Source organism: Luteitalea pratensis, assembly GCF_001618865.1.
GTDB classification, from domain to species: Bacteria; Acidobacteriota; Vicinamibacteria; order Vicinamibacterales; family Vicinamibacteraceae; genus Luteitalea; species Luteitalea pratensis.
The window spans coordinates 3,854,963-3,881,145 of sequence record NZ_CP015136.1 but is presented as its reverse complement, the minus strand read 5'-3'; the positions used below and the strand labels follow the sequence as shown (position 1 = coordinate 3,881,145).

At 67.6% G+C, this 26,183-nt stretch carries 23 protein-coding genes and 1 pseudogene; 8 read left to right on the top strand and 16 right to left on the bottom strand.

The window, feature by feature from the left end; translation table 11 throughout:
• Window positions 1-154: 154 nt before the first annotated feature.
• The 4 genes from LuPra_RS15865 to LuPra_RS15850 all read right to left on the bottom strand — a co-directional run bounded on the left by LuPra_RS15865 (window position 155) and on the right by LuPra_RS15850 (window position 4,664).
• Window positions 155-1,789: a tetratricopeptide repeat protein gene (locus LuPra_RS15865; protein WP_157899258.1), complete on the bottom strand. Its 1,635-nt coding sequence runs from the start codon at window positions 1,787-1,789 to the stop codon at window positions 155-157.
• Between the two features lie 25 nt (window positions 1,790-1,814).
• On the bottom strand, window positions 1,815-2,576 hold the full coding sequence (locus LuPra_RS15860) for an energy transducer TonB (RefSeq protein ID WP_157899257.1): 762 nt from the start codon (window positions 2,574-2,576) through the stop codon (window positions 1,815-1,817).
• Window positions 2,577-2,652: 76 nt separating this feature from the next.
• Entirely contained in the window at window positions 2,653-4,281 is a 1,629-nt protein-coding gene (locus LuPra_RS15855) for a M56 family metallopeptidase (protein WP_110171642.1), read from the bottom strand.
• The gene (locus LuPra_RS15850; RefSeq protein ID WP_110171641.1) at window positions 4,281-4,664 is read right to left on the bottom strand and encodes a BlaI/MecI/CopY family transcriptional regulator; all 384 of its coding nucleotides are present in this window, start codon (window positions 4,662-4,664) and stop codon (window positions 4,281-4,283) included. The genes LuPra_RS15855 and LuPra_RS15850 overlap by 1 nt, the downstream gene beginning before the upstream one ends.
• Before the next feature lie 693 nt (window positions 4,665-5,357).
• Between LuPra_RS15850 and LuPra_RS15840 the strand changes: the two genes are divergently transcribed.
• Together LuPra_RS15840 and moaA are read left to right on the top strand one after the other, a co-directional pair.
• Window positions 5,358-6,704, top strand: coding sequence for an ammonium transporter (locus LuPra_RS15840; protein ID WP_237050611.1), 1,347 nt, complete (start codon window positions 5,358-5,360; stop codon window positions 6,702-6,704).
• 222 nt (window positions 6,705-6,926) lie between these two features.
• Window positions 6,927-7,943 (top strand): GTP 3',8-cyclase MoaA, encoded by a 1,017-nt coding sequence (gene moaA / locus LuPra_RS15835; protein ID WP_234800412.1) that lies wholly within the window; start codon window positions 6,927-6,929, stop codon window positions 7,941-7,943.
• 122 nt (window positions 7,944-8,065) lie between these two features.
• Here moaA and LuPra_RS15830 read toward each other — a convergent pair whose 3' ends face one another.
• Together LuPra_RS15830 and LuPra_RS15825 are read right to left on the bottom strand one after the other, a co-directional pair.
• Entirely contained in the window at window positions 8,066-9,280 is a 1,215-nt protein-coding gene (locus LuPra_RS15830) for a purple acid phosphatase family protein (RefSeq protein WP_110171639.1), read from the bottom strand.
• Complete coding sequence (locus tag LuPra_RS15825; protein ID WP_157899256.1) at window positions 9,277-9,960, bottom strand: 3-keto-alpha-glucoside-1,2-lyase-like domain-containing protein; 684 nt, start codon at window positions 9,958-9,960, stop codon at window positions 9,277-9,279. The genes LuPra_RS15830 and LuPra_RS15825 overlap by 4 nt, the downstream gene beginning before the upstream one ends.
• Window positions 9,961-9,991: 31 nt before the next feature.
• Here LuPra_RS15825 and LuPra_RS15820 point away from each other — a divergent pair, with 31 nt between their 5' ends.
• Window positions 9,992-10,741, top strand: coding sequence for a hypothetical protein (locus LuPra_RS15820; RefSeq protein WP_110171637.1), 750 nt, complete (start codon window positions 9,992-9,994; stop codon window positions 10,739-10,741).
• 135 nt (window positions 10,742-10,876) lie between these two features.
• Here LuPra_RS15820 and LuPra_RS15815 read toward each other — a convergent pair whose 3' ends face one another.
• From LuPra_RS15815 to LuPra_RS15790, 6 genes are all read right to left on the bottom strand, one after another.
• Window positions 10,877-11,779 (bottom strand): hypothetical protein, encoded by a 903-nt coding sequence (locus tag LuPra_RS15815; protein WP_110171636.1) that lies wholly within the window; start codon window positions 11,777-11,779, stop codon window positions 10,877-10,879.
• Between the two features lie 134 nt (window positions 11,780-11,913).
• Complete coding sequence (locus LuPra_RS15810; RefSeq protein ID WP_110171635.1) at window positions 11,914-13,068, bottom strand: mandelate racemase/muconate lactonizing enzyme family protein; 1,155 nt, start codon at window positions 13,066-13,068, stop codon at window positions 11,914-11,916.
• A gap of 2 nt (window positions 13,069-13,070) precedes the next feature.
• A complete protein-coding gene (locus tag LuPra_RS15805) occupies window positions 13,071-14,090 on the bottom strand; it encodes a U32 family peptidase (RefSeq protein ID WP_110171634.1) in 1,020 nt (339 codons plus the stop codon).
• Between the two features lie 4 nt (window positions 14,091-14,094).
• Window positions 14,095-15,126, bottom strand: a complete 1,032-nt coding sequence (locus tag LuPra_RS15800) for a zinc-dependent alcohol dehydrogenase (protein WP_110171633.1) — start codon at window positions 15,124-15,126, stop codon at window positions 14,095-14,097.
• A gap of 125 nt (window positions 15,127-15,251) precedes the next feature.
• Window positions 15,252-16,187: a DUF1684 domain-containing protein gene (locus tag LuPra_RS15795; RefSeq protein WP_157899255.1), complete on the bottom strand. Its 936-nt coding sequence runs from the start codon at window positions 16,185-16,187 to the stop codon at window positions 15,252-15,254.
• 276 nt (window positions 16,188-16,463) lie between these two features.
• On the bottom strand, window positions 16,464-17,276 hold the full coding sequence (locus LuPra_RS15790) for a glycoside hydrolase family 16 protein (RefSeq protein WP_234800411.1): 813 nt from the start codon (window positions 17,274-17,276) through the stop codon (window positions 16,464-16,466).
• Between the two features lie 74 nt (window positions 17,277-17,350).
• Here LuPra_RS15790 and LuPra_RS15785 point away from each other — a divergent pair, with 74 nt between their 5' ends.
• Window positions 17,351-17,860 (top strand): hypothetical protein, encoded by a 510-nt coding sequence (locus LuPra_RS15785; RefSeq protein WP_110171631.1) that lies wholly within the window; start codon window positions 17,351-17,353, stop codon window positions 17,858-17,860.
• 72 nt (window positions 17,861-17,932) lie between these two features.
• Here LuPra_RS15785 and LuPra_RS15780 read toward each other — a convergent pair whose 3' ends face one another.
• The 4 genes from LuPra_RS15780 to LuPra_RS15765 form a co-directional block, all read right to left on the bottom strand.
• Window positions 17,933-19,000, bottom strand: a complete 1,068-nt coding sequence (locus tag LuPra_RS15780; RefSeq protein WP_110171630.1) for a hypothetical protein — start codon at window positions 18,998-19,000, stop codon at window positions 17,933-17,935.
• 361 nt (window positions 19,001-19,361) lie between these two features.
• Window positions 19,362-20,030 (bottom strand): peroxiredoxin, encoded by a 669-nt coding sequence (locus tag LuPra_RS15775; protein WP_110171629.1) that lies wholly within the window; start codon window positions 20,028-20,030, stop codon window positions 19,362-19,364.
• 328 nt (window positions 20,031-20,358) lie between these two features.
• The gene (locus tag LuPra_RS15770) at window positions 20,359-21,195 is read right to left on the bottom strand and encodes a hypothetical protein (RefSeq protein ID WP_110171628.1); all 837 of its coding nucleotides are present in this window, start codon (window positions 21,193-21,195) and stop codon (window positions 20,359-20,361) included.
• A gap of 172 nt (window positions 21,196-21,367) precedes the next feature.
• A complete protein-coding gene (locus LuPra_RS15765) occupies window positions 21,368-23,452 on the bottom strand; it encodes a radical SAM protein (protein ID WP_110174715.1) in 2,085 nt (694 codons plus the stop codon).
• Between LuPra_RS15765 and LuPra_RS34545 the strand changes: the two are divergent.
• The 4 genes and pseudogenes from LuPra_RS34545 to udk form a co-directional block, all read left to right on the top strand.
• Window positions 23,436-24,131, top strand: a pseudogene (locus LuPra_RS34545) (DUF481 domain-containing protein); the annotation flags it as partial. The gene LuPra_RS15765 and the pseudogene LuPra_RS34545 overlap by 17 nt on opposite strands.
• A 37-nt stretch (window positions 24,132-24,168) precedes the next feature.
• On the top strand, window positions 24,169-24,318 hold the full coding sequence (locus LuPra_RS33305) for a DUF481 domain-containing protein (RefSeq protein ID WP_234800410.1): 150 nt from the start codon (window positions 24,169-24,171) through the stop codon (window positions 24,316-24,318).
• A gap of 48 nt (window positions 24,319-24,366) precedes the next feature.
• Window positions 24,367-25,236 (top strand): HDOD domain-containing protein, encoded by an 870-nt coding sequence (locus LuPra_RS15755; protein ID WP_110171627.1) that lies wholly within the window; start codon window positions 24,367-24,369, stop codon window positions 25,234-25,236.
• A gap of 271 nt (window positions 25,237-25,507) precedes the next feature.
• A complete protein-coding gene (gene udk, locus LuPra_RS15750; RefSeq protein ID WP_110174713.1) occupies window positions 25,508-26,143 on the top strand; it encodes a uridine kinase in 636 nt (211 codons plus the stop codon).
• Window positions 26,144-26,183: the final 40 nt, after the last annotated feature.

The following is a 26,183-nucleotide window of genomic DNA, read 5'->3' as shown; positions in this document are numbered from 1 at the left end:
CGTGAAGGTCAAAACGCTGACGACGAACGCTGAACGCCAAACGCCGAACGCCGCCCCAGCGTTGGTGTAGCCGCCGAGCTTGCTCGGCGGTCACGTCAGTGGCTCTCGACATTCCCGGCATTCCGGCATTCCCAGCATTAACCGGTTAACGCCGTCAGTCGAGCTGTGCCGGCGGCAATTGCGGCAGCAGGCGCTGCGCCGCCGATGCCGCGGGACCGCCGATGGTGATCGCTTCATCGGCACGCGCGCGGGCCTCGGCGGGTTTGCCCGAGTTCGCATACGCCACGCCCGCGTTGTAGCGGGCCCAGCCGAGCTGTGCATGATGATCACGCAGGGCCTGCTCGCGTCGTGCCACGAGCGCGGCACGCACGTCGTCTGCAAGGCGAGCCTCGCGCGCATCAGCGATCCGTCGCTCCAGTGTCGGCGTGCGCGCATCCAGGCACTCGAACGCTTCGTCGAAGCCGGCTGACGCGACCGGCCACGCTCCGCGAGTGAGATCGACGGCGGCGCGATCGAAATGCGCTTCGCAGTGGCGGCTCTCGAGTTCGACTGCCGTATCGAAATCGCGATGGGCGTCGTCCAATCGCTGCTGTCGGAACGCGATGGCACCACCGAGGTATGACAGGTCGGCATTGACCATCAGCGGGCGCGCCGCGTCGACCGAGACTCGCGAGTCGTCAAGGCGGCCCAGGCTGAACAGGTTCCACGCCTTCCAATAGTGCGCCTCACCGAGATACCAGGTGCCCAGCGCCAGCATGCGATCGACGGCAGCGATCGCGTCGTCATGCCGGGCGAGGAACCCGAGCGTCTTCACCCGACCGAGCAGCGCCTCGCGGTGTTCGGGAAAGCGCTCGAGCAGGCGATCGTAAAGCCCGAGCGCGACCGCCTGATCTTCCATCCGCTGCCGGATGTCGGCGCGCAGCGCCAGCGCCGGTACCAGTCCGGGGAACGCCTCGAGGGCACGGGCGAACGCCTCGTCAGCCGACACCAGCCGGCCGCGCGCAAGTTCGCCCTCCCCCGTAATCGCGTCGGTTTCGACAAACGCTGGATGCATCTCGCGGAACCCCGCCAACTCGTCGAGCGACGCGCGCAGCAATGTCAGCCGCGTGAACGAGAGAGCCGCATCGTCAGGATGACGGCGCCACCAGGTATCGCGGTCGAGGCCGGGTTGCACACCGCGTGGCGGACGTTCACCGTCTCCGAGACCGAGGATGGGGTTCGTGCCAACAAGCGCGAGGAGCAGCATCGCGTGCCAGGCATCCGTCTCGGCCAACGGCTCCAGCGCACGGCGGCGATCACGAAGTCGCGGCAAATCGGCTGACTGGACGGAGGGGACCATGCCCAGCGTCTGTGTGCCACGCCTCCAGGGCATCACCCCAAGGACGTCGGCTGCCGCCGCGCGATCGTCCGGTAGGGCGCGCTGCGCGAGACGTGCCGGCGCATCCTGATACTCGCCGGGAAACAGCCCCAGCAGGCGCTCGCGCACCGCCAGGTGGACCGCGACGCGGTACGCGCGCGGTGCGACCGTCGCATCGACACCCGCCGCGAGCGCCGCCTCGTATTCGCGCAACCCGATTTCCAGGCAGCGGTAGCAGCCGTCAACGACCGAGGCCTCGGCGGCCTGTAGTCGCGATGGCCACACGTCGACGACCGCTGCCCGGTCCGAGCGCGGTGCGCAGGAGGCACCCGCCACAATCATCGCGGTGGCGAGCCACGCGCTGACACGAAGGCGACCTGCAGGCGCGGGCCCGAAGATGGTCATCGCGCGGCGCGCTGCGGATGCACTCATGGCGGTCAGGTGATGGTCAGCACGGCTACGGCTGGAAGTTGACGGTCACGGTCATGATCACCGGTACCGGTTCGCCATTGAGCATCGTCGGCGTGTACCGCCATTGACGTACCGCAGCGATCGCCGCCTCGTCGAGTCCGGTCACGCTGCGGATGACCTGCACGTCCGACACGGCGCCTTCGGGGTCGATCGTCGCCTCCAGGATCACCACGCCGGACAGACCGGCATTGCGGGCATCCCGATACTCCGGACTGACGTGATGGATCTTGGTCGGCGGTCGCATGCCTGTACCGATGCGGATCGGTCGCCGCTCTATCGGTGAGGGCACGACGATGCCTTCCGCGTCACCGGTGCCCACGTACGTCGCCAGCAGCATCGGCGCCCGGGCTGGCGGCTCGAACGTCCATTGGCGTACCGCCGCGAGCACGGCGGCGACTTCGGAGGCCACGGGCCGGCTGTTGTCAGCCGGCCCTATGCCAGAGACGACGCGCGCCTCCGCCACCTCGCCGCTGGCGCCAACGACAAGATGGACGCGATAACGGACCCTGCCGGCGACACCCGCGGGCCAATCCGGCGCGACGTGCGCCGTCCGCCGAGGGGCGGGGACGTCGAGCGACGGCCGGATGGCGATGCGCTCGAGCGGGCCCGGCTCGGTCGGATAGACGCGCCCAGCCGGAACGGGCACCGTCTGCAATGCCGAGCCGTGCACTGGTGTCGCCGCGGCCGCCGCGCCGGCAAGCAGGATCACGATCCTGGCGGTTGCGAGCGATCGCCGTCTACCGATCATGCTGTGCCCTCTTCCAAGGTCATGGCGCCAATGCCGCCCATGTCTGAGCGGCGCGCGGGGCATCGGTGCGCGTCGTTCACTTCAGCGTGAAGTTGACAGTAAGCACGACGATCACGGGCACCGGCTCGCCGTTCAGCCACACGGGTTCGAACCGCCACTGGCGCACCGAGGCGAGTGCCGCGTCATCGAGCTCCGCGACGCCCTTCAGCACCTGGGCCTCCGTGATCGTCCCGTCGACGCCAACGGTGGCCTCGATGGTCACGACGCCCGTGATCCTGGCCGCTTGTGCCGCCTGTGGATACTCGACCTTGACGTCGTAGATCTTGCGCGGTGGTGCAATCGCACCGCCTGCGCGCAGTGGCGCACGCTCGGTACTCATTGTCGACAGCGTCGCGCCATCCTGGTGTGCCGCGATATCCACGGCGATCAGCATCGGCGCCTGGGCAGGCGGATCGAATTTCCACTGCCGCACCGCAGTGAGCACCGCATCGATCTCCGCAGCGACAGCCGCATCCCGTGCCGCCGCGATGGCGCCCGTCAGGACCCGTGCTTCAGCGACCTGCCCGGTCGCATCGAGCACCAGATGCACTCGGTACTGCGCCGCTACCGCCATATCGGCCGGCCAGTTCGGGGCGACATGCAACGTACGCCTCGGGGCCGGCATGTCGAGGGTTGGACGCACGGCCACGCGCTCCAGTGGCCCGGCCTCCAGCGCGACGGCCGGTCGCACACCGAACTGCGCCGCTCGCAGTGGCGACACCCTGTTGACCACCGCGGACACACCGCTGAACATCACCACCATGGCGGCTGCCGTGATCCATCGTCGTGTCCGTGGCATCGTCGCTCCCTGACACATCAGCGCCACGCGCCGCACCAGGACGTGTCGTCTGCTTCCGACCGGCATACTCGGCGCCCCCGCCGGCTGCAGGGTGCTGCACCAGAGCAGCGCCTCGACGTACGCGCGCATGCCACCGGTGCGGCTGACGACGAGCGCGTCCACTTCGTGTTCGCGTGCAAGCCGCACTCGTGAGAGCAGGACCCACACCGACGGCTGCCACCACCACAGGAGCCGCCATGCTTCGTCTGCATAGCCACGGCTGACGTCGGCGCGGGCGATGTGCGCCAGTTCGTGCAGGTACACGGCCAGGCGCTCTTCTTCCGGACGCTCGCGCAACGCGACAGGAACGAGCACGCACACGTCCAGCCAGCCGAAGGCGCAGGGTCCGGCCTCGGCCACCGCGACGACAGGCACGCGCGCCGCGGCAAGCGGCGGCAGGACCGCAGCGGGCGCAAGCGCACGCGCCCGATCCAGTGCCGGGTCGTTCTCGACCGGCTTCCCACATGCCGCGAGTCGACGCAGGCGCCGATGCCCGATGACGAGCCAGGCGAGTCTCGCGAGCGCACCAGTGGCCCACAGGGTGCCCAGCCAGGCCATGGGGGACAGTGTGGGCGCCGCCGCGAGCACTGGGCCCAGCACCGCCGTCGTCGTCTCCACGAACGTGGTCACCGGCATCGGCACGGCCGGCTGGCGCGGCAGGAACAGCGGCAGTACCGGCAGCAGGACGATGCCGCCGACGGAGTATCCCCACCAGGAGGCGAGCACTCGGGGGTCCCGCAGGCGGAGGATCGCCGGCAGGGACAGGGCGACCAGTCCGAGGACCGTGCTGTGCAACACCCACGTCACGGCGAAGGCCCATGCCGACATCAGTCCTCCTTGTCGATCAGTTTGCGGATTTCGGCCCGGTCGCGAGCGGAGAGCTTGCGATCGGCGACGAGGTGGGCGACGAGGGAGTCCGCGGCGCCGTCGAAGACGCGGTCGACGAACTCGCGCACCAGGACGCGCATCATCTGCCGCTGCGTGCGGGCGGGGGTGTACCGGTGGCCGCGCGAGGCGGCGTCCTGCGACTTCGACAACATCCCCTTCTGTTCGAGGATGCGCATCATCGTGAGGACAGTCGTGTACGCGAGGTCGTCGCGATGCTCGCGGCGCAGCACGTCGTGCACGTCACGGACGGTGGCCGAGCCGAGGCGCCAGACGACCTTCATGATCGCCAGTTCCTGCGGGGTCAACGAGGGCGTGATCGCCATTGACTACTATCTACTAAGTATTTAGTAGGACGTCAAGCGCAATCGTCTCATGTCTCAGGACTCATGTCTCAGGCAGGACCGGTACGCGATGTCGCCGGCGAAACGCGCTTCGTCGATCGCAGGATGCCACACGACCGAGTCGGCGGCCCGGACGCATTCCCACGGCCGCGCGTCGTCGACTTCGGCGGTAGAAGCCTGCATCTCGTAGGCCGCGGCCCAGGCCAGCGGGGATCGGTCCGTCGCCGGAGTCGGGTACGGCCAGCGCCTGGCCCATCGCGGGGGCGGCGTCATAGGCCAGCAGCAGAACGCCCCACCTTCCCGTCGGGTCTGCTCGTCGATCCAGGCCACCAGGCCCGCGACCCCGGACGTCGTCCGGGCTTCCCGGATGGACACGGGTACCGTCAACCGCACGCGCCAAGCCTCCCCAGCCGCCCCGGTTCCGAATTCGGCGGGTCCCCCGGGGTGCATCGGCCAGGAAGATATCGCGTTCCGGGTCGGGATCACGGTCGTGCCCGCGACGCCGGAACCGCAGAATGCGTTACCCATGTCGCATGCAACGCATGTTCTGCGTCCGTCAATAGGGCGTTGATGCACTATGTTTAACAAAGTGTTACGTCAATATTGACCAATGCGCACTCATCCCGTACATTTCTCAAAGTCCGCTTGTCGCGTGCTCGCTGTGGAGATGCCCTCGTGAACGTCCGCTTCGCACCCTTCGTCCTGCTGTCGGCCGTCGCGCTTGCCGCGCTGCTTCCCCGAGCCGTGCCGGCGGTCCAAGCGGGTGGGCCTGCCTCATCCGGTGACGTCGCGTGGATGCTCACCGCCACCGGCCTCGTCCTGCTCATGACGCCGGGCCTGTCGTTCTTCTACGGCGGCATGGTCCGGTTCAAGAACGTCGTCTCGACGATGCTCCAGAGCTTCGTGGCGCTCGGCGTCATCAGCCTGCTGTGGGTGGTGGTCGGATTCAGCCTGGCCTTCGGCGACAGCCTGGGCGGACTGGTGGGCAACCCGCTCACGTTCTTCATGCTCGACGGCGTCGGCGCCGCCACCCACCCGGACCTCTCGCCGACCATTCCGCTGTTGCTGTTCGCGCTGTTCCAGTTGAAGTTCGCGATCATCACGCCGGCGCTGATCACCGGGGCCTTCGCCGAGCGGGTCCGGTTCTCGAGTTACCTGCTCTTCATGATCCTGTTCAGCCTCGTCATCTACGCGCCGCTGGCGCACATGACATGGCACCCGCAGGGCTGGTTGCGGCAGATGGGCGTGCTCGACTTCGCCGGCGGGACGGTCGTCCACATGTCTGCAGGCCTGGCCGCGCTGGCTGGCGCGCTGGTGCTCGGTCGCCGCCAGAGCCACATCGCCAACGAGGCGCACGAGCCAGCCAACATTCCGTACGTGCTACTCGGCACAGGAATGCTCTGGTTCGGATGGTTCGGGTTCAACGCGGGCTCGGCCCTGGCGGCCAACGACACCGCGGTCCTCGCCTTCGCCACCACCAACACGGCGTCGGCGGCCGCGATGCTCGGATGGGTGTTCTTCGACATGGTGCGCGGCCGGAAGCCATCGGCCATGGGGGCCTGCATCGGCGCCGTCGTCGGACTGGTCGCCATCACGCCAGCCGCCGGGTTCGTCACCGTGCGCCACAGCATCGTCATCGGGCTGGTCGCGAGCATCGTCAGCAACGTCGCCGTGTACTGGAAGTCGAGAAGCACACTTGACGACACGCTCGACGTCTTCCCGTGCCACGGCGTTGGCGGCATGGTCGGAATGGTCATGACGGGCGTGTTTGCCAAGGACGTCGGCCTGGTGAACGGCAACTGGCACACCTTCAGCGTCCACATGCTGGCGCTCGTAGTCGTCACCACCTTTGCCTTCGTCGGCTCCTGGTTCCTCTACCGTGTCGTCGACACGATGTGGCCCATGCGCGTCTCGCCGGACGCCGAAACCGACGGCCTCGACCTCAGCCAGCACGGAGAAGTCGCGGCAACCTTCGACACAGACCACGGGGTGCCCGCCTCCCTGCTCGAGCACGTGGCCTGAACTTCCCAGTCCCAGCAAGGCCGCTTTTTCCGCTTCCGGCGCCGGGCGCCGAAGCCTACGCCTCCGATCCGCGGGCACCGGATCGGGGGCCTTTTTCTTTTGCCCCGGCCTTCGTCCATCGGCCGTGGGCCTTCGGTCGTCTCCGGCTCTTGGGTCCTGCGCCGCCTGTCGGCGTTCGGCGTTCGACGTTCGGCGTTCGGCGTTCTCTGGGATAATCCTCCTGTGATCCTCGACCGGTGGCAGCGCCCGCTCGGCCACCTCCGCATCTCCGTCACCGACCGGTGCAACCTCCGGTGTGCCTACTGCATGCCGGAGCCGGACTACGTCTGGCTGCCCAGGACCACGCTGCTGACCTTCGAGGAGCTGACCCGCGTCACGCGCCTGTTCGCGGGACTCGGCGTGCGGCACGTGCGGCTCACCGGCGGCGAGCCATTGTTGCGGGCGCAAGTGGCTGACCTGACCGCCCAACTGGCCGCCATCGGCACGCTCGACGACCTGGCGATGACGACCAATGGCGTCCTCCTCGCGGCGCAGGCCACTCGCTTGCGCGAGGCTGGACTACGGCGCATCACGGTGAGCCTCGACACGTTGCAGCGGGCGCGCTTCGAAGCGCTCACCCGCCGCGATCATCTCGCCGACGTACTTGCGGGGATCGACGCGGCCGTCACGGTATTCGGCGCGGTCAAGCTCGACACCGTGCTGATGCGCGGCGTGAACGACGATGAGATCGAGGCCCTCGTCGCGTTCGCCGGATCGCGGCACGCCGAGATCCGGTTCATCGAGTACATGGACGTACCTGGCGCCACACACTGGGAGGCGGCGAAGGTGGTTTCGCGCTCAGACATCCTCCGGCGCGTTCAGGAGGCGTTCGGAGACATCGAGACACTGGCGCCCGACGGCCCGGCGCCGGCATCCCGCTACCGGCTCGCATCCGGGCAGGTGTTCGGCATCATTGCGTCCACGACGACGCCGTTCTGCTCCACCTGCGATCGCATTCGACTCACGGCCGACGGGCACCTGTTTTCGTGTCTCTACGCGACGCAGGGGCTCGACATCAGAACGCCATTGCGCACCGGCGCCAGCGACGAGGACCTCGTCGCGCTCCTGACGACGACGTGGCAGCAGCGCGCGGATCGCGGTGCCGAGGCCCGGCTGTCTGCGCCGGACCGTGGCGCGTTCATCGCCGTCGAGGACCTGCGCCGGGCCCCGCAGCTCGAGATGCACACGAGGGGCGGGTAAACACAGTCCGGGCTCCGGGTACCGGGTACCGGGTACCGGACAGCCTGATACTGACCGTCGACGTCACCGCCGTTGTGGAATCGGTAGTGCCGCGCTGTCCCAGCGAGGCCTTCCTTTCGACGTCAGCTTCGACGCGGGATCACGTGTTCACTGATCAGCGTGCCGTCGAGCGCGTGCATCCGGGCTTTCAGCACCTGCGCGTCGGCCTCGGCGCGGATCAGGGTCGCTTCCTGCGGCCTTGGACCGCCACCGGTCAGCTGGCCGAACGGGCGCGTCGCGTCCGCTGGCATCCAGGCGTGGCGGTGCGTGTGCCCGGTGATCAACAGGTCGACGGCGCCTTCGGCGAGGTGCGTATGCCATTTGGCCCGCGCGTCTGCCCCGCCGTGCGGCTGCGTGTCGCGCGTCGAGTAGAGCGGGATGTGCGCGATCACCACGCGGAACGGTGCGTTGCGGATGTGGTCCTGCCGCAGCTGATCGGCCAGCCAGGCCGACTGCGCGGTGCGGTAGGCGTCGAAGGTCCCGAGCCCCGCATAGACCGGCGCGTCGTCTGCCTTGTCCTCGCCCGTGTCCAGCACGACAAACGCCACCGGGCCCTGCCGCACTGAATAGTGGAACCGCCCTCCCGGTGTATCGAGGAAGCGCCCAAGCGCGCGTGCCTCTGGTCCGCGCACGTCGTGATTGCCACGCGCGAACCACACGGGCCGCTGCGAGGCATACGCGATGCCGGCGGGCGTCAGCAGTTGCTCGGACATCTGCTGCTGGCTGGCGATGTCGTTGAACATGTCGCCATTCCAGAAGAGCATGTCGCCGGGCGCATCGGCCAGTTGCGTGAACAGCGACTTCAGCGTCTCGGTCTGTTCGTGCGTGTCGTTGATGACGGCGAACGAGACGCGTGCGCCCCTGCCCTCGTCGGGCGTGGTGAAGCTGGCAAGACCGCTCTCGAACGGGCGACCGCGCCGGATGTCGTACGCGCCGAGAAACGCGATCGGCACGCTGACGGTCCGGTAGAAGTACCGCGCGCCCGGCGCGAGACCCTCGAGGCGCACGCGGTGCACCACCGCGTCGAGGGGCTTGAGACCGTGTCCTTCTGGCGCCGCGAGACGTCCCAGCGCCTCCGTCTCGCCGTACTCGACCCATCCGGTGCTGGTGTCGTTCACGCCCCACGCGATCGAGACGGCCGACGCGGACACGCCCTGCACGACCGGCGCGCCGACGAGCCGGAAGTTCTCCGGGGTCCGTGTGATTGGCGAACTCTGCGCGAGCGCGGCGCGGCTCCACCCGAGGGCCACGGCCAATGGCCCGGACTGCAGCCAGCGCCGACGAGACACGGGCATCATGCGCGCTCCTCGAGCGTGATGTTGCGGATGTCGCTGACGGTGCGCCAACTCGCGAGGCCGAGCGGACGGCACAGCACCATCTCGATGCGAACGTCGACCTCGCGCCGCGCCAGGTTAGCCTCGGCAGCCACGGCGCCGTCGATGAGTCCCTTGATGTGCGTCGGCGTGACGTCAACGGCCACCTGGTACCAGCGACCGTTTTCGAAGGTCATGGTGTGACTCGTCTCGTTCTCCGAGGCATCGAGGCCGTCGAGGCTGGAGAACCCCACCACGGTGCCGCCCCAACCGCCAACCACGAACGTGCAATGGCTGCCGGCGACAGGGAACGTCACCGCGCAGAAGAAATCGGATCCGTCCACGCGATTGGCTTCCATCTGTACGCGGAAGTTCGGCCCCGGCACCTTGCCGGTCCAGACGACCGCCGTCAGGTCGTTGCCACGATCCAGGCGAATCGCCCCGTTGACGATGGAGACTTCTCCCTCGCCGCCGAAGGCCACCGGCTTCCAGGATCCGAGCGACTTGCCATCGAACAGGGACGTCGCCGCCGCTGCGCCACTCGCGGATGCCGGCACGAGCCACGGCAACGCGCTGACAAGAACGAGCGCCTCTCGGCGAGACAGGCGAGGAGCCGCGCTGTTCAGCGCGACGGCAGGAGTCGTTGAGGAAAGAATACGAGGCACGATCGCCTCAAGCCTACAGGGAGTTCGTCGAGTGAAGAAGCTTGTCATCGGGTGTGGCCTGGCCCTGGTACTCGCGGCCATTGCCGCAAGCGCCGGCTTCTACTATTTCGTGTACCGCCCCGCGCGGACGTTCGTGTCGTCGATGAGCCAGCTCGGTGAGGTGGCGGAATTGGACGCCAAGGTCACCAACACCCGACCCTTCACGGCGCCGGCCGACGACACGCTCACCGAAGCCCAGGTCAGGCGCTTCGTTGCGGTGCAGGAGAGCCTGCACGCGCGCATGGGCACGCGCGCCACCGAACTGCAGGCCAAGTACAAGGCCCTCGACGAGCGGAAGGAGTCCGGGAGCGTGGCCCTGACCGAACTGGTCGGCGCGTACCGGGACCTCTTCGGCGTCATCGCCGAAGCCAAGCGCGCGCAGGTCGACGCCCTGAATGCCCAGGCCTTCTCGCTGGACGAATACGCCTGGGTGAAGTTCCGTTTCTACGAGGCGGCCGGGGTGACCGTCACGGGCATCGACTTCCGTGAGATGGCTGGCAAGGTGAAGAGCGGCGACCTGCAAGCGCTCCAGGACATGGTCAAGGATGCCGGCACGGCCGTGGCCGGCGCCACCTCGCCCGCGGCAAGTTCAGGGAGTGGCGAGGCCCCGACGGGAAACGCAGGGACACCCGTCGTGACCGACGCGCCCGGCGTCGGGATCCCCGACGCCAACAAGACCTTGGTCGCGCCGTTCAAGGACAAGGCCGCGACCTGGATGATCTACGGCGCCTTCGGGCTGTAATAGAACGGGTTCCGGGTACCGGGTTCCGGGTACCGGGTTCAGGTCTCAAGCCTCACGTTCAGGCCCGAGACCTGACCTGAGACTTGAGACCTGAGACTTGAGACCAGGCAGGTGTTAAGCGTTAGGCGTTAAGCGTCAATGAGCCTCGTGCGCCAACTCGAGTCCGAGCTTGTGCACCAGTTGCTCCACCTCGAAGCGCAGGAACGCGAACGACGGGATCACGAACAGCACTGCCTGCATCCGTGACGGGTCGTAGTCGGTGGCGATGACTTCGTCGGTCTTCCAGCGCCTCCGCTCCACGTCGTCGGACAGCGAGAACGGAATCTCGCCTGTCGAGGACAGGATGCCGGCGCCGAACACCTTCGTGACGCTGTCTTCCTGGATCAACCCGAACTCGATGCTGAACCAGCTCAGGCGCTTGAGCGCGAGCACCTGTTCCCCGCTCGTGGCTGCCATGGCCGCCTGGCCGATGCGCGTGAGCAGTGCCGCGTAGTCATGATTCATGAGCGCCGGCACGTGACCGAGGCAGTCGTGAATCATGTCGGGCTCGGGTGTGAACTCCGGGTGCGACCCGTGCCGCAGGAACTGCGTCACCGGAAAGCCCCGCTGGGCGATGTAGCCGTAGAAGGTGCGATACGGGATCGGCCCTTCGGCCGGTACCAGGTGCATGCCCGTTTCCTGCCCCAGCCTCGCGCTCAGATCGCGTAACTGCGGGATCTCGGCGGCGCTGATGCCGAGGGCGCGCTTGGCATCGAGGTAGATACGGCTCGCGTAGGTGCGGTGCAGTGCGTCCAGTTTCGGGCTCACGTCGCGCCAGATCCGCTGCTCCTCTTCGGTGTAGGCAATGAGGGGCGGCCCCAGATGGTCGAGGCGGTGTCGGCGGCAGAGGTCGAACAGTTCGTGCCGGCGCCGCACGTAGTCGGCGTCGCCAATCCCGGGATGCTCCGGTTCGAGTTCGAGATGTTCTGCGTCAGGCGGCGCGATCATCAGATCGGCCGCGATCTCGACACCGTACTCGACGATGGTGGGTGGTTTCATGGGCGGGCACCAGTCCTAACGCGACATTAGCGTCGCTAATGTTTTCAGAAGCTCAATGGCAGCATAGCGTGAGCCTGCCGCGGTCGCAACACGGTTGCGTCCGCCCTCCCTCGCCCATCCGTGGGTGGCCGCCGTCAGCGGCCGGAACCCTCCCGCTTCTCCCAGCCCTCCGCGAACAGGTTGAAGTGGGCCGTGCCCACCGGGTGCGCGGCACAGACGGCCTCGTCGAGTTCGACGCCGAGGCCCGGCGCCGTCGGCAGGGCGAAGTAGCCGTCGACGACGTCCGGGCAGCCCGGCGCGATGTCCTTCACCCACGGGTCGGCGAAGTCGTTGAAGTACTCCTGCACGCGGAAGTTGGTCGTACACGCGGCCAGGTGCAGGTTGGCGGCCGTGGAAATCTGGCCGCCGACGTTGTGCGGCGCGACCGTCACGTAGTGCACGTCGGCCTGCGCCGCGAGCTTCTTGCTCTCGAGCAACCCGCCGATGTGCGTCACATCGAACTGGATGACATCAGCCGCGCGCAACTCGAACAACTCGCGGTACTCGTGCCGCGCGTGGATACGCTCGCCGGTCGCGATCGTGATGCCCGGCAGTTGCTCACGGACGCTGCGCAACGCCGCGAGATTCTCCGGCGGCACCGGCTCCTCGATCCAGCCCAGCCCGTAGGGCGCAAGCAGCTTGACGATCTGCACCGCCTGCACCGGCGAAAACCGCCCGTGCATCTCGAGCAGGATCTCGGCATCCGGCCCGATCGCATCCCGGACCGCCTCGACGAGCGCCACGACGCGACGCCGCTCGGCGAGATCGATCTCGTAGTAGCCCGGACCGAAGGGGTCGAATTTCAGCGCCGTGTACCCACGCGACACCACCGCCTTGGCTGCCGCGTGGAACTGCTCCGGCGTGCGCTCGACGCGGTACCAGCCATTGGCATAGGCGCGAATCCGGTCACGCACCTTTCCGCCGAGTAGCCGATACACGGGCTGCTGGAGCGCCTTGCCGACGATGTCCCAGCAGGCCATCTCGAACAGTGCGATGCCCGAACTCATGATCTCGCCGGCACGCGAGTAGTCGTCGCGGCGCATGCGCATCACGAGCGACTCGATGTCGAAAGGGTCACGCCCGACGATGTGCCGCGCCGCGGCCCGCGCGTACGCCTCGAGCGCGTGCGGGTGATTCGGGATCCGCGACTCGCCGAGCCCGGTCAGTCCGGTGTCGGTGTGCACGCGGCAGATGGTGAAATTGCGCCATTCCGTGCCGACGAGAAACGTCTCGATCTCGGTGATACGCATAGTCAGCGGGTTTCCGCGGGGATGCCGGGGGCGTCAGGCGCGCCAACGGGTGACATGGTGAGGGTCGCGGCGTCGTGAGGGCCGGCTGAGGCAGCATCGTGGTCATGGCCGGCTGGGACAGCCGGCCCTACCTTACTCAGGTGGCGGTGGAGCAGTGCGAGGCCGAGTTCGGCGCGGCGTACCCGCTCACGGGCCATCAGGATCGCCACGTTCTCGAGGTGGAGGCCCGACGGGTAAATGTCGGGGGCATTGCGCAAGCCGAACTTGACGTATACCGGTGCAACCGCCTCGATCAGGGCGGGAATCTCGTAGTGGCGCACGAACCCGCCAAAGCCGTCCGGGACCTCGACATACACGTCCAGCGGGATGTCGCAGTGCTGTCGGATCGCTGCGAGGTGGGCCAGCGACAGATCGGTCGGCACGTTGATCGTCGTGGCGCCCTCGTCGGCGAGGATCGCGACGGCGAGCGGATTGGCAGCTGCCAGCTGGACGCTGATCTTGATGATCAGTTCAGCCGGCAGGTGCCCGGCCTGCCTGGCGAGGTCGAGGATCCGCAGCAGTCCCATGTCGGCGATCAGCACGCTGCGGACGCCGAGCCCCACGGCACGGATCACATCGTCCAGGGCGTAGCGCACCTGATCCTGGCCGCGCAACTGCGCGCCGAGCGTGCGGCCCGCGGGCGACACGATCGACGCCCCCGTGTCCCACGCGGCACGCGGCCCCACGAAGAGCGACAGCTCCATACGTGCCTCGCGACACATGCCGCACATCTCGCCGATCTCATTGTCGGTGAGGAGCATGATGCCCGAGCCCTGCGAGACGCGATGGATCGGCACGGCACGCGTCCGCGCCTCCTCGATCACCGCGGCGAGCACGCGCGGCCCCTCGACGCTCGGAATCTCGACCCGGTAGTGCGCACCGTCCGGGAAGCGATGTGGCGACGGTGGCAGATCGTGAGCGTCGCCGACGGGCAGGTCGAGCGCGGCCAGCAGACGGGCGGCAGGTGACAACGGGAGTGACATGTGTTCAGGCTCGGGGATCGAGTAGGACCTTGATGACGGGTTCGCCACGCGCCTCGAGCAGGGCAAGCGCGCGGTCCGCCTCGGTTAGACCGAAGCGGTGCGTGATGAGCGGGGACGGATCCACGAAACCCTCGTCGATGAGGCGGACGGCACGCGCAAACACCGAGGACGGGTAGGCGAACACGGCCTCGAGACGCGCGTCGCGGAAGACAAGCGGATCGAAGTTGAACGGCGTCGTGCGATCGGAGCCGGCGATGCCGAGGATGGTCAGGCGCCCGCCGCGCGCCAGCACATCGGCCGCCGCCACCTGCGCCAGTGGATGGCCCGCCGCCTCGATGACCACGTCGGCGCCTCCGGCAACGCGCTCGCGTATGGCCTGCGCCAGCGCCGTCGCCGGTGCGCACACGGTGTCGCTGGCGCCGAGTGAGCGCGCCACGCCGAAGGTGGCGTCGCGAACATCGGCAACAACGAGACGTGACGGACCACGCGCCGCGACACACGCGGCGGCGAGCAAACCGATAGGGCCGGCACCGATGACCACGACCACGTCGCTCGAGTCCACGGCGCTCCGCTCGACGGCATGCAAGGCGCAGGCGGTCGGTTCGGCAAGGGCGCCGAGCTCGCAGGTCACGTGCGTGATGGGATGGCAGAGATCGACGCGGGCGGCGACGAACTCCCGATAACCGCCGTCGCGCGTGAAGCCGTATTCATCGTACCGGGTGCACAGGTGCGTGCGGCCGGCCAGGCAGGGTACGCACGCGCCGCAGAAATGATGCCCCTCGACGACGACGCGCATGCCGACATGCAAGTGCGGAGCAGCAGGGGCACTGTCGGCGATGATGCCCGACCACTCGTGGCCGGGCACCACCGGGAAGCGGCAGAACGCCGCATCGCGCGTCCCACGAATCAATTCCAGATCGGATCCGCAGATTCCCACCGCCTCGACCCGCACGAGGACCTCGCCAGGACCTGGCGTCGGCACCGGGACGTCGACGAGGCGCGCGTGACCGGGCCGGTCGACGCGAAAGGCACGCATGGAGCGGCATTATGGCGCACCACACGTCGACCTGAAGGTCGACGGCTACGTGGCGGCCATTGACGGCTTGGCCGGATGACGGCGGCTGCGGGACGCGTGCAGCGGCCTCGCGGCATCTTCGCGCCTCAGCGGTGCGCTGAGCTCGCAGGGCCGTCGTAGATCTTTTCGCCGGCGCGAATGGCCACCTTCAGGATGTTCTGCGCCGGTGGCGTCGGGCAGGTCGTGTACGGGTTGTATGCGCACGGCGGGTTGTACGCCTTGTTGAAGTCGAGTACGTAACGGCCATCGCCGGTCGGTTCGGCGTACGCGTAGCGTGTGCCATACGTCTCTCGCCCCACGCTCGCATCACGAAAGATCACCTGCAGCCGTCCCCTGGTGGTCGTGAACGCCAGCACGCGCACCGTGCGGCCCTCCCACGGGAACTCGAGCTGGCCCGGCGCTGAATACGGCTCGTTGTCGCCGAGGATGTTCCTGACGTCCACGACCCGCGGTGACTCGAACGGCTTCAACGTCGCCACGACCCGGGCGCTCTCCGACACGGGGAACCAGCGCGGCCCCTGGAAGCCGATGCGGATGGGCGACTCGGGATCGCGCACACGCAGCGCCAGCCGATCCCCGCTCTCGTGCAGGTGGAATTCCACCCGACCCACGCGAATCTTGTCCGGCTGTGCCGCCGGCTGCCCGGGCGCGGTCCGCTCGGCCTTCTTCAACGCCACCACCGCCGGCGCCGGCTTGCCATTCAGGAGGGCTTGGACGCCCGCCTCGAGATACAGCGTCACGCCTTCGTCGGTGACGACGATGCGGCCGACATGCTGCGGGGCGGGCCCGGCGGGAAGCACGACCGCGCTGGCGGGGTCGCTGCCGACGGTGTGCGTGCCCTCGGGCAGGAACGTCAGCCCGGCGACGCTGAGCCATCCGTACTCGGCCCGCAGGTCGCGCTCGTACTGCTGCCGCCAGTCCTCGGCTGTCGTGGGAGCGATGGGGGCGGTCTGCGCGGCCGCGGCGGCGGCGCTCGCGACCAGGGCCGCGAAGATCATCAATCCCTGCAGGAAACTACGCATGTTCCGTATCCGGATGCGACCATGACGCACCAGCAAGCCGGGCCGGTGGCGATCGCGCATCGAGCCCCGGGTTGCACCCGGGGACGTCAATCAAACAGGAACGCCGGCACGACCGGCGGTCAACGCTGAGATGAAGCGAGCAGGCAGGATCAACAACAGCGACAGGCGCGGTGCCGGGCGGCACTCCGCAACAGCATCGACGGCACGCGGTGCGAAGGCGTCGAAACCATGGTTTGAAGGTATCGCGCCGACCTCGACGCTGCAAGGGGTATGACGCTACTTGGCCAGGCGCTGGTACACGCGGACGTAGTCGACCCGCAACCGGTACGGTAACGACGACTCGTCGATCCCCTGCTGGCCGCCCCACGCTCCACCGACCGCCACGTTCAGCAGGAGGTGGAACGGTCCGTCGAACGGCCAGACACGCGTGTCGCCGGACTCACGCGCGAAGGCGAAGTACTCGCGACCGTCGACCGACATACGGATGCGGTCGTGGTCCCAGTCGAGCGCGTAGACGTGAAAGGCCTCGGCCAGATCCGGAATGGCGACCTTCGCGGTCTTCTGGGTGCCGATGCTGTGGTGATAGGCCTTCGTGTGCACCGACGCGTGCACGGCGCCGTGGTCGAAGCCCACGTGCTCCATGATGTCGATCTCGCCATCGTCTGGCCATCGCATCGGCGCGGTCGTGGTGGGCAGCATCCAGATGGCCGGCCAGGAGCCTCGACCGCGCGGCAGTTGCGCGCGTACCTCGACGCGGCCATACGTCCAGTCACCCTTCCCCCTGGTGACCAGCCGCGCCGACGTGTACGGCGCCCCCTGCCACGGTTCGTGCCTCGCCTCGATCACGAGGTGTCCGCCTTCCACCCGCGCGTTTTCGGGGCGACGCTGCGTGTAGAACTGCGGCTCCTTGTTGCCCCAGCCGTGCCCGCCGACGTCGTAGTTCCACCTGGTCGGGTCTGGCGGGCCGTCATGATCGAACTCGTCCTGCCAGACGAGCCGGAACCCTTCGGGCGCCTGCTGCGCCCCGTGAAGCGCCAAGGTCAGCACGAGCGCTCCACACCAGGCCGAGAGGCGAATCGCCCGCGTCACTGTTCTCCCTGCCTGCGACCAACGTTGCACAAGATGGGAGTGTACTGCCGGCCTCGGCAGTCTCGGCCAACACCATGGCGAACACGATCACACGGCGCACCGCCCTGTCGCTCGCGCTCCACGCGCTGGCCGCACGCGCCGCTCTCGCGCGGACGGGACCGACCCCGTTCAATCTCGAGGCGCTGAGGATGCCGATCGGCGACCAGGTGGCGGAACTCCTGCCAGTCATCGTGGGCGGATTCGAACGAGGACGACTGCCGGACGGCATGCGTGTGCCGGCCGACGAGGCACTCCACGTCAGGTACCAGCGCGGATCGGATGTGGTGATCGTCGACGCGACCCTGCCGGCAACCGCCGCCGACGCACGAGCCGCGGTGGATACGGCGGCGCGGGAGAAACGCGACGAGTTGCGCCGTACGGACCGGCAGCAGGACCTGCCACGGATCGTGCAGGACCTGCGCAGCGATCCTGCGTACGTGGCGCTGGGTGCATTCGTGGCGTGGAGCCGCGGCCGCTACTTCTTCGCGGCCAGGGCCAGCAGCCCGCACGCGCTTGCCGCCTTCATGCAGGCGTTTCCCCACTAGTAGCAGGTCGGCGACGGCTCCGATCACATCACGTGGCCTGCGCCCGTGATCGAGCGGCCGGCTCAGGCCCTCCTAGAAGATGCGCTGCGCACTCGTAATCGCCCGGTTCTGCGTGATCTGCGAGAAGATGTGATAAATCCCGCCACCGGCGGGAGTACCGATGATCGTCATGTAGTTCCCTCCGCCGCCCAGGCCCATCGGATAGGACACGCCGCCAATCGTGCCGACGCTCCATCCAGCGCCATAAATGGCGAGGGCCGGGCCCCCGGCTGCGTTCTGAAAATCGCCCGCGACTCCGTTCACCGAATGGATGTCCTGCGCGAGCTGATTGCCGGTCATGGCCCTCGCCTGACCCGCGAAATCGTGGGGCGGTTTCGGCGTCGTGTGCGCGCAATACGTATGTGCGTTGTGGTTCTTCATCGCGAAGGCACACCCCGTGAACTGGGTCGTCACCATCAGTTGCGACGTGAGCTCGATGCCCTCCAGCTGACTGAAATTGCCTCCCGCCAGATTCCCCGCGACATGGCCCCCCGGGATGTCCGTCCACCAGCGCGCCACCACGCTGTCGGCCATCACCGGCGCGCAGCCGGGCTGTGGATCCGGGGTCAGGTCGTACCGTTCGTTGTTCAGGTCGTAGCTCAGGTAGAACGGCATGACGTTGCGGTCGCCCTGGCCGACGTCCCGACGCGGGCTCCCCGACACCATCAACTTGTTGTGTTGCAGGAACTGCAGCGGGCTGTTGAGCAGCTGCTGCAGGTCCTGCAGCATCATGTAGTTGGCCATCGTCTCCCGGCAGCGCAGAATGGCGGCAAACCTCACCACGGCTGGCAGATTCGCCACGGCAGTCGGTCCCGCGATGGTGATGACACCCTGCGGAAGGCCCGTCAGCGCCATCTGGTGCCCATGGGCAATCGCCTTGTACAGCAGTACATAGGCGCGCCGGTACGCCCGATGCTGATTGAGATCGGGACCGCTGTCACCAATGTGCAGCGAAGTGGACAACGCCGCCGACTGCCCTCCGAGCGAGTCGATGTAGCTGTCGGCCTGATCCGCGGCCCGCGTCCGTTGCCCGGCATCGAGGGCCAGACAATTGCGAATGAATGTCACCGTCTCACTGAGCCGCGTATCTTTCGACTTCATCGGTCGTCCTCCTGCTGGCCCCGATAGGCTGGCCCGTTCCGTCGCGCCGTCAAGTGAAGTCGGCTGCGTGTAAAGGGTAAGGCCTCACTTCCCACATCGACGCTGCGGGAGATGTCGCCTCTTTCGTGTCGTGGCCGGACTCGGAGCGCGCGTGCCGGCCACCGACGGGCAGTAGATTTCGACTCGATGGCGCCCTGGGGCCGGCGCAGGCCGCGCCCCCGTCGCATGTGTGACGCAGACGTTACGCAGCAGGAGCAGCCGCAAGGCGCGCAGCCATCGCTCGAGTGGGACCCGAACGCGCGCGGGATCCGAGGCGTAGGCCCGTCCGCGCGAGGCGGACGGGCGTGGAGGATGTGGGCCGCTAGGCCTTCGGCTGTGGGACGTAACGCAGGTACGGCTTCTCGGCGCGCCAGCCGTTCGGGTACAGGGTTTTCGCCTCGTCGTCGGAGACGGCCGTGACAATGATCACCTCGTCGCCCTGCGTCCAGTCGGCTGGCGTGGCCACACGGTGCTTCGCAGTGAGCTGCAGCGAATCGATGACGCGCAGGATCTCCTGGAAGTTGCGGCCCGCGGTCATCGGGTACGAGAGCAGCAGCTTCACCTTCTTGTCGGGCCCGATCACGTAGACGTTCCGGACCGTCGCGTTGTCAGCCGCGGTGCGGCCCTCGCACGTCTCGCCGGCGTCGGCCGGGAGCATGCCATACAGCTTCGAGACCGACAGGTCGGGGTCGCCGATCATCGGGAAGTTCGGCTCGGCGCCCTGCGTTTCGGCGATGTCCTTGCTCCAGGCGGCGTGGCGGTCGACCGGGTCGACGCTGAGGCCGAGCACCTTGACGTTGCGTTTCTCGAACTCGTCCTTCAGCTTGGCGACGGCGCCGAGCTCGGTGGTGCACACCGGCGTGAAGTCCTTCGGGTGCGAGAACAGCACGCCCCATGAATCGCCGAGCCAATCGTGAAAGCGGATGGGGCCTTGGGTGGTGACGGCGTCGAAGTCGGGGGCGTTGGTGCCAATGGCGAGGGGACCGGACATGTCTGTGTTCTCCTCCCGGGCAGAGACAGCGCGCCGGGTTTCTGTGGGCTAATCGTGCGTCCGCCGCCGGCCGCGGTCAAGGGCACCGGCATGACATAGGGTCGCCGGGCGCGGTGTTCCTGGCTTCGTAATCCGGGCACCGGGCATCGGACACGGCGCTACCGGCTACCGATCATCCGGGTACCGGGTACCGGGTGCCGGGTACCGCACCACGATCGGGCCCTACCTCCTCGGCCCGGCGCAGTCAGGGCCGGCTGTCCAGGCCGGCCGCTTGAACTCATAGCCGTCGAGCCCTGAGCCCTGAGACTTGAGACCTGAGACTTGCACCCTACTTGACCACCGGCACGCCGACCGCGGTGGTGTACCGGCGGAAGTCATCGTATGTGGCCTCGCCCTCGACGTAGCGGTCGCGTTCGGGCACGTCGTGCACCCAGTACCACTCCCAGAGCCGCACCGGCACGCGCACAGGCAACTCGGCGACGTGCGCAAACGACACCTGGAGCAGCGATCGCAGGTCGCCCGCTCGCGGCGTGATCACGGCGCGTACGAGTTCGCCACTCGCCTCGTCGATGGCGAGCAGTCCCCGCAGTTCCACATCCCTGAGACGATCGCCGCGCACGACCCGTGGCCGTCCCTTCTCACGAAAGGCCACGAGGCGCACGTCGACGCCGTCCTCGCGCATGCGGCCGCGATCGCTGAAGCGGAATCGCTCCCGGTAGGCGTGGTGCACGATCAGCAACGGGAACGTCGGCACGTTGATGTTGCGCGTGACGTGGCCAAGGTTGTGCCGCGCGCTCTCCTCGGTGATCTCGCGGAGCCGCCGTTTGGGGTCCGCTCCGGGCGACGCGAACAGCGCGGTCAGTCGATCCTCACGATCGGCGACGGGCACATCGTCGACGGCGACGACGTCGCGGTGGAGTTGCCACGGGGTGTCCGGGTCGTGCACGAGCAGCAGCGACGAGAGCAACGTGCGTGTCTCGATCGCCCGGGCCTCCGCCGGCTCTCCAGGTGGACTTCCCCGCCAGGGGCGGATGGTCTGCAGGTAGCGCTCACGGGCGACAACACCCCGCAACCCGGTGCCGAAGCGCACCGCAGCCGCGCCCGCCCTCTCCACCACGTCGTCGAGCCCCGGCAGGTCCTGGGCGCCGGCCGAGGCCAGCCACACGGAGGCAAGGAGGACGGAAACAACACGGGCGCGATGAGCCGAAGCTCGTCGCGCCCGTGGAGGATCGCCCAAGTTCACAATTTCAGAATTTCATAATTTCACCCGCACCGCCAGCGTTCGAAGCGCCGAGATCCTGATGAAATTCTGCAATTCCTGAAATTCTGAAATTCTCCTAGTTCACCGTCGGCTCCGGCTTGGGTGCCGACCTCTTCAGGCCCTGGATCTGCAGGCCCGAGGCAACTTCCGGCGCGGCCTCCTTGAGCACATGCTGACGGTAGAGGGCGGCCATGCGGTCGTTCTCGGCCTTCTTCTTGAGCTCGTCACGGGCGCGCAGCTTCTCCTCACGCGCATTCTTGGCCACCCCCGCGTCGTCGAGGTCGGTCTGGCGGCCGACAGCCACGGCATCGGCGTCGAGCACGAGCGTGTGCTGGGCGGTACCGAGGTTGACCTGCTTGCCACCGGCGAAGATCTCGTGACGGCCGTGCTCCTCGTACCACTTGGTGAGGGTGGCCGTCATGTGCATCTTCTCGATGATGTTCCGCCAGCCGATGCCCGTGTTGTACGCGCAGAAGCTGATCTCGCCCTGCTGCGTCGCGTACGGAATGATGCAGCGCTCGGTGCGGCGGAAGTCGTAGTTGAACAGGTCCTGGAACCACATCCCGGCGATGAAGAGGAAGTTCCAGCGATCCTGCCGGCGCTTCTCCACGTCCTCGAGGGTGCGCTGCAGGTCGACGCGGCCGTAGCTCTTGCCCGTGGCCCCGAAGGTCTTGTCGAACTTCTTGATCAGGTCGATCAGCCTGAAGTGCGTCGGCGACTTGAACGGGTCGTAGTTCTTCGCCAGCGCCAGCGCCAGCCCGTACATCGAGAACCGCTTGCCGCGCGCCGCGTCGTTGACGCGCTGCAGGTCTTTCGCGAGCTGCCCGGCGTGCAGGAACGCGGTCACGGGGACCGCTTCCTTCGTCTCCTTGTCCACCATCACGGCCATGCCGATGCCGCAATTGGGGTGGCAGCCGCACGCGAGGTTGCCCCAGTCCTGCGCCGGGCCCTTCACGAGGTCGGCCCAGTCGGTGAACGTCCCCATGAACGAGATCGGGAACCAGTCGCGCGTCGGCTCGCCGATCTGCACCTGGTTCTTCACGTCGTGCGCCAGGTGCGACAGCGTGTAGCGCTGCGCCGCGCGGCGCTCGTCGGTCACTTCCTCGTCGCGGCCCGTGAACGACACCGGCTGGAACGAGAGGAAGCTGATCTTGCGCGGGTTGTCGAGCGCGAACTTGATGATTCGCCCGACCTGCTCGTTGTTGACGCCGTTGACGATCGTCGTCACCGGGACGATGTCGACGCCGTTGGCCCAGAGGTTCTCGATCGCGCGCAGCTTGACGTCGAACAGGTTGCCGACGAGACGATGCGAGTTGGCGGCGTTGCCGATACCGTCAAACTGCAGGTACGCGTAGCGCAGGCCGGCCTCGGCGGCCGCCCGGGCAAACTCGGGGCTCTTGGCGAACTCGATGCCATTGGTGGCGGCCTGGACCGAGTTGTAACCGACCTTCTTCGCGTAGCGGACGGCGTCGAGGAAGTACGGCGACAACGTCGGCTCACCACCGGAGAACTGCACCGACATCTGACGCCGCGGCTTGATGGTGATCGCGTTGTCGAGCAACGTCTTGATGTCTTCCCAGCTCAGTTCGTGGACGAAGCCGACCTGGTTGGCGTCCATGAAGCACGGGTCGCACATCATGTTGCAGCGGTTGGTCAGGTCGATCGTCAGCACCGCGCCGCGACCGTACTTGATCGTGCTGCTGCCATGGTTGTGCAGCGTCTCGTCGTTGTGGGCCCGGATGTCGCTGCCTGGGTACGAGTCCTCGAGGTGCTTGAAGAAGGCCGGGTCCATGGCCATCACGTCCTCGAAGTGGCCGTGGATCGGGCAGTCCTTCACCATCAGGATCTTGCCGTCGCGCTCGATGATGGTGGCCTTGATCTCCCCCACCTTCTCGTTGAGCAGCACCGACACGTCACGCTTGCCGTCGAGGATCTCCTGGCGCGCCTCGCGCACGCAGGTCGGGCATAGCGAGTCGGTCTCGCGCGGCCAGCCAAGGGGCGGCTTCACCTTCTCCCACGACTTCTGGAGGGGCTTATCCGACCACTTGGGCACGAAGCCAGGGTTCCGGTTGATGGAGTTCAGCGCGTCGAACACCACCCACGCGCCCTTGGCGGCGTAGGTCAACCCCTTCTCGACGTACTTGATGGGCTTGTGCGGCATCTTCGTCCTCTGGATCGTGTTCTGGGCGCGACCGGTCATCCCGGCCGGGGACACGTCAGCTTTCAGCGCCGGCATTATGACGAAGGCTTTGTATATAAGGCGCGAGAATTCCCCGAGCTGGCAATTCCATCGGCCGATTGGGCAGAGGCGGGGGCCAGCGGGCACGCGCTGGGGACGGCCGGGCCGCCTCCCGGCTATCGAAGTACACCACTTCGCCGCCGGACGTCCCGTCCCCGGACACTTCTCTTATGCCTCCACGGGCGGTACGGCTGACACCACGACCGTCGGCACCGGCGCAGAGGCAGTCCTTTCCCCCGGACAGTGGCGCCTCGAGCCGCGCGCCCACTTCCTGCACACGCGCACCGACAACACCACTCGCGCCCAGCGGTTGACGAGCCAGGTCCGAACTGCTCGCAAGGTCGGCGACCGCGCCGAGCTCTTCGCGCGCGGCACCTACCTGCGCAACACCTTTGCCGGCATCGACCAGAGCCTCGACGGCGCCGCGGGCGTCACGGCTTTGCTCCTTCAGGGCCAGCCGCAGCGGTTCTCGTTCGACTCCGGCTTCGGCTACATCGGCGAGGACCGACGCGTGGTGCGCGGTCGCTATCTCAGGACGTTCGACACCGGAGTTCGGCACCAGTGGGAGTTTGCAAAGCGCAACACGATCTCCAACGACGCGTCGTTCAAGACCGACGTCGATCGCACAAGTGACTGGCGTGTCTCACACGTCGCGGCCCTTGCAGGCCGGCCTCAACGCGGTGCTCGCGCTGAAGGTGTCGCACGAGATCAATTACCGCAACGAACCGGTCCCCGGATTCACACGCGCCGACACGGTCGCCGCCGCCGCCATCGTCGCCAGTTTCTGAGCGGATCCGCTGCAGCGCCGGCTCTTTCCGGCCGATAGGGTTGGTACGATGGTGGCCCCAGACCCTCGCTCGTCCTCCCCTCTCACGCGTGAACGGCTGCTCCGGCAGGCCGACGCCCTCGAGCCGCTCCCAGCCACCGCCACGCGGCTGGTGTCGCTCCTCTGCCAGTCCGAGTGGATGCTTCGCGATGTCGAGGAAGTCGTGCGACTGGATCTGGCCCTGACGGCCCGTGTCCTGCGCTTTGCCAACTCCGCCTGGACGGCGCACCTGCCGGCGGTCAGCACGGTCCGTGATGCGCTGATGCGCATCGGCGTCGGCACGGCGCTGTCACTGGCCATCGCCGAGGGCGTGCGGCCCAGGCTGCTGCGGCCGCTGCCCGCCTTCGACCTCCAGCCTGGTCGACTCTGGCAGCACGCGGTGGCGAGTGCCCTGGCGACCGAGATCGTCACCAGGCGTGCCCGCACGCCGATTCCACCCGAGACCGTCACCGCTTCCCTGCTGCACGACGTCGGCAAGGTGGTCCTGGACGAAGCCATGGACGAGGCCACGCTGTCTGCCCTGCGCACGGCCTGGACGAGCGGCGCGCTGTCGCGCATCGAAGCCGAACGCCAGGTGCTCGGCATGGACCACGGCGAGCTCGGTGGCTACATCGTCCGCCACTGGGGCCTGCCCGAACGCCTTGCGGTGGCGATCTCGCACCACCACACCCCGTCGGCGACCCAGAGCACCATCTGCGATGTCGTCCATCTCTCGAACGGCATCGCCAAACTGGCCGGCTTCGGCCCACTCATCGCCGAGATCGACGGCCCGATCGAAGGGGACGTTCTCGTGCGCTTGTCGTTCTCGCCGGCCGACCTGCACACGTTCTGCTCGGAACTCACCGAGCGGATGCGCACAGGGCAGGAACGGTTCCACTGACGAACGTCGAACGTCGAACGCTGACGGCTCCATGAGGAGGCGTAGGCGTCGAGCTTGCTCGACGCTTGCTTGTCACCTGGCGGCCGCGCCGAACGTTGAAGGTTGCCGGTCGACCTGAAGGTCGACGGCTACGGGAACGCTTTCACTGACGAACGTCGAATGCTGCGCGCCGAGCGCCGATGGTCGCCAACGGCGTCTCGTAGGCGCCGACCTTCAGGTCGACGCGTAAGTCCGGCTCTCTACGCCGGACCCGGTGCGCTACGATTTCCACATGAACGACGCGCGCACGGCTCCGGTCATCATCGGGATCGCCGGAGGTTCCGGATCGGGCAAGACGACAGTCGTGCGCAGGCTGACGGCCTCCCTCGGCGACGCCAAGGTGTCGGTCCTCGAGCACGATCGCTACTACCGCGACCGCAGCGACCTCCGCCTCGAGGAACGCGCCGCGCTCAACTACGACCATCCCGACTCGCTCGAGACCGACCTGCTGGTGCAGCACGTCAAGACGCTCCGTTCCGGCGAGCCGATCCAGGCGCCGCAGTACGACTTCGCGCGCCACAACCGCCTCGACACCTTCGACACCGTCCAGCCGCGCACCGCGATCATCGTCGAGGGCATCCTGATCTTCGCCGACGCGCCGCTGCGCGCGTTGATGGACGTCAAGGTGTTCGTGGATGCCGACGACGACACGCGCTTCATCCGCCGGCTGCAACGCGACATCACCGAACGCGGACGCACCGTGCAGTCGGTGATCGATCAATACCTCGGCTCGGTGAAGCCGATGCACCTCGAGTTCGTGGAGCCGAGCAAGCGCTACGCCGACATCATCGTGCCGCGGGGCGGGCACAACGACGTCGCCATCGAGATGCTGCTGACACTGGCCCGCGGCCTGGTCGCACGGGGGTAGCGATGACGCCGCGCTGCCCGTCGACCTGAGGTCAAGCGGG

Coding starts and splice junctions, on each gene's coding strand:
- LuPra_RS15865 (WP_157899258.1), bottom strand. CDS start 1,789: ATGAGTGCATCCGCAGCGCGCCGCGCGATGACCATCTTCGGGCCCGCG.
- LuPra_RS15860 (WP_157899257.1), bottom strand. CDS start 2,576: ATGATCGGTAGACGGCGATCGCTCGCAACCGCCAGGATCGTGATCCTG.
- LuPra_RS15855 (WP_110171642.1), bottom strand. CDS start 4,281: ATGTCGGCATGGGCCTTCGCCGTGACGTGGGTGTTGCACAGCACGGTC.
- LuPra_RS15850 (WP_110171641.1), bottom strand. CDS start 4,664: ATGGCGATCACGCCCTCGTTGACCCCGCAGGAACTGGCGATCATGAAG.
- LuPra_RS15830 (WP_110171639.1), bottom strand. CDS start 9,280: ATGATGCCCGTGTCTCGTCGGCGCTGGCTGCAGTCCGGGCCATTGGCC.
- LuPra_RS15815 (WP_110171636.1), bottom strand. CDS start 11,779: ATGAAACCACCCACCATCGTCGAGTACGGTGTCGAGATCGCGGCCGAT.
- LuPra_RS15810 (WP_110171635.1), bottom strand. CDS start 13,068: ATGCGTATCACCGAGATCGAGACGTTTCTCGTCGGCACGGAATGGCGC.
- LuPra_RS15805 (WP_110171634.1), bottom strand. CDS start 14,090: ATGTCACTCCCGTTGTCACCTGCCGCCCGTCTGCTGGCCGCGCTCGAC.
- LuPra_RS15800 (WP_110171633.1), bottom strand. CDS start 15,126: ATGCGTGCCTTTCGCGTCGACCGGCCCGGTCACGCGCGCCTCGTCGAC.
- LuPra_RS15795 (WP_157899255.1), bottom strand. CDS start 16,187: ATGCGTAGTTTCCTGCAGGGATTGATGATCTTCGCGGCCCTGGTCGCG.
- LuPra_RS15785 (WP_110171631.1), top strand. CDS start 17,351: ATGGCGAACACGATCACACGGCGCACCGCCCTGTCGCTCGCGCTCCAC.
- LuPra_RS15780 (WP_110171630.1), bottom strand. CDS start 19,000: ATGAAGTCGAAAGATACGCGGCTCAGTGAGACGGTGACATTCATTCGC.
- LuPra_RS15775 (WP_110171629.1), bottom strand. CDS start 20,030: ATGTCCGGTCCCCTCGCCATTGGCACCAACGCCCCCGACTTCGACGCC.
- LuPra_RS15765 (WP_110174715.1), bottom strand. CDS start 23,452: ATGCCGCACAAGCCCATCAAGTACGTCGAGAAGGGGTTGACCTACGCC.
- LuPra_RS15755 (WP_110171627.1), top strand. CDS start 24,367: ATGGTGGCCCCAGACCCTCGCTCGTCCTCCCCTCTCACGCGTGAACGG.
- udk (WP_110174713.1), top strand. CDS start 25,508: ATGAACGACGCGCGCACGGCTCCGGTCATCATCGGGATCGCCGGAGGT.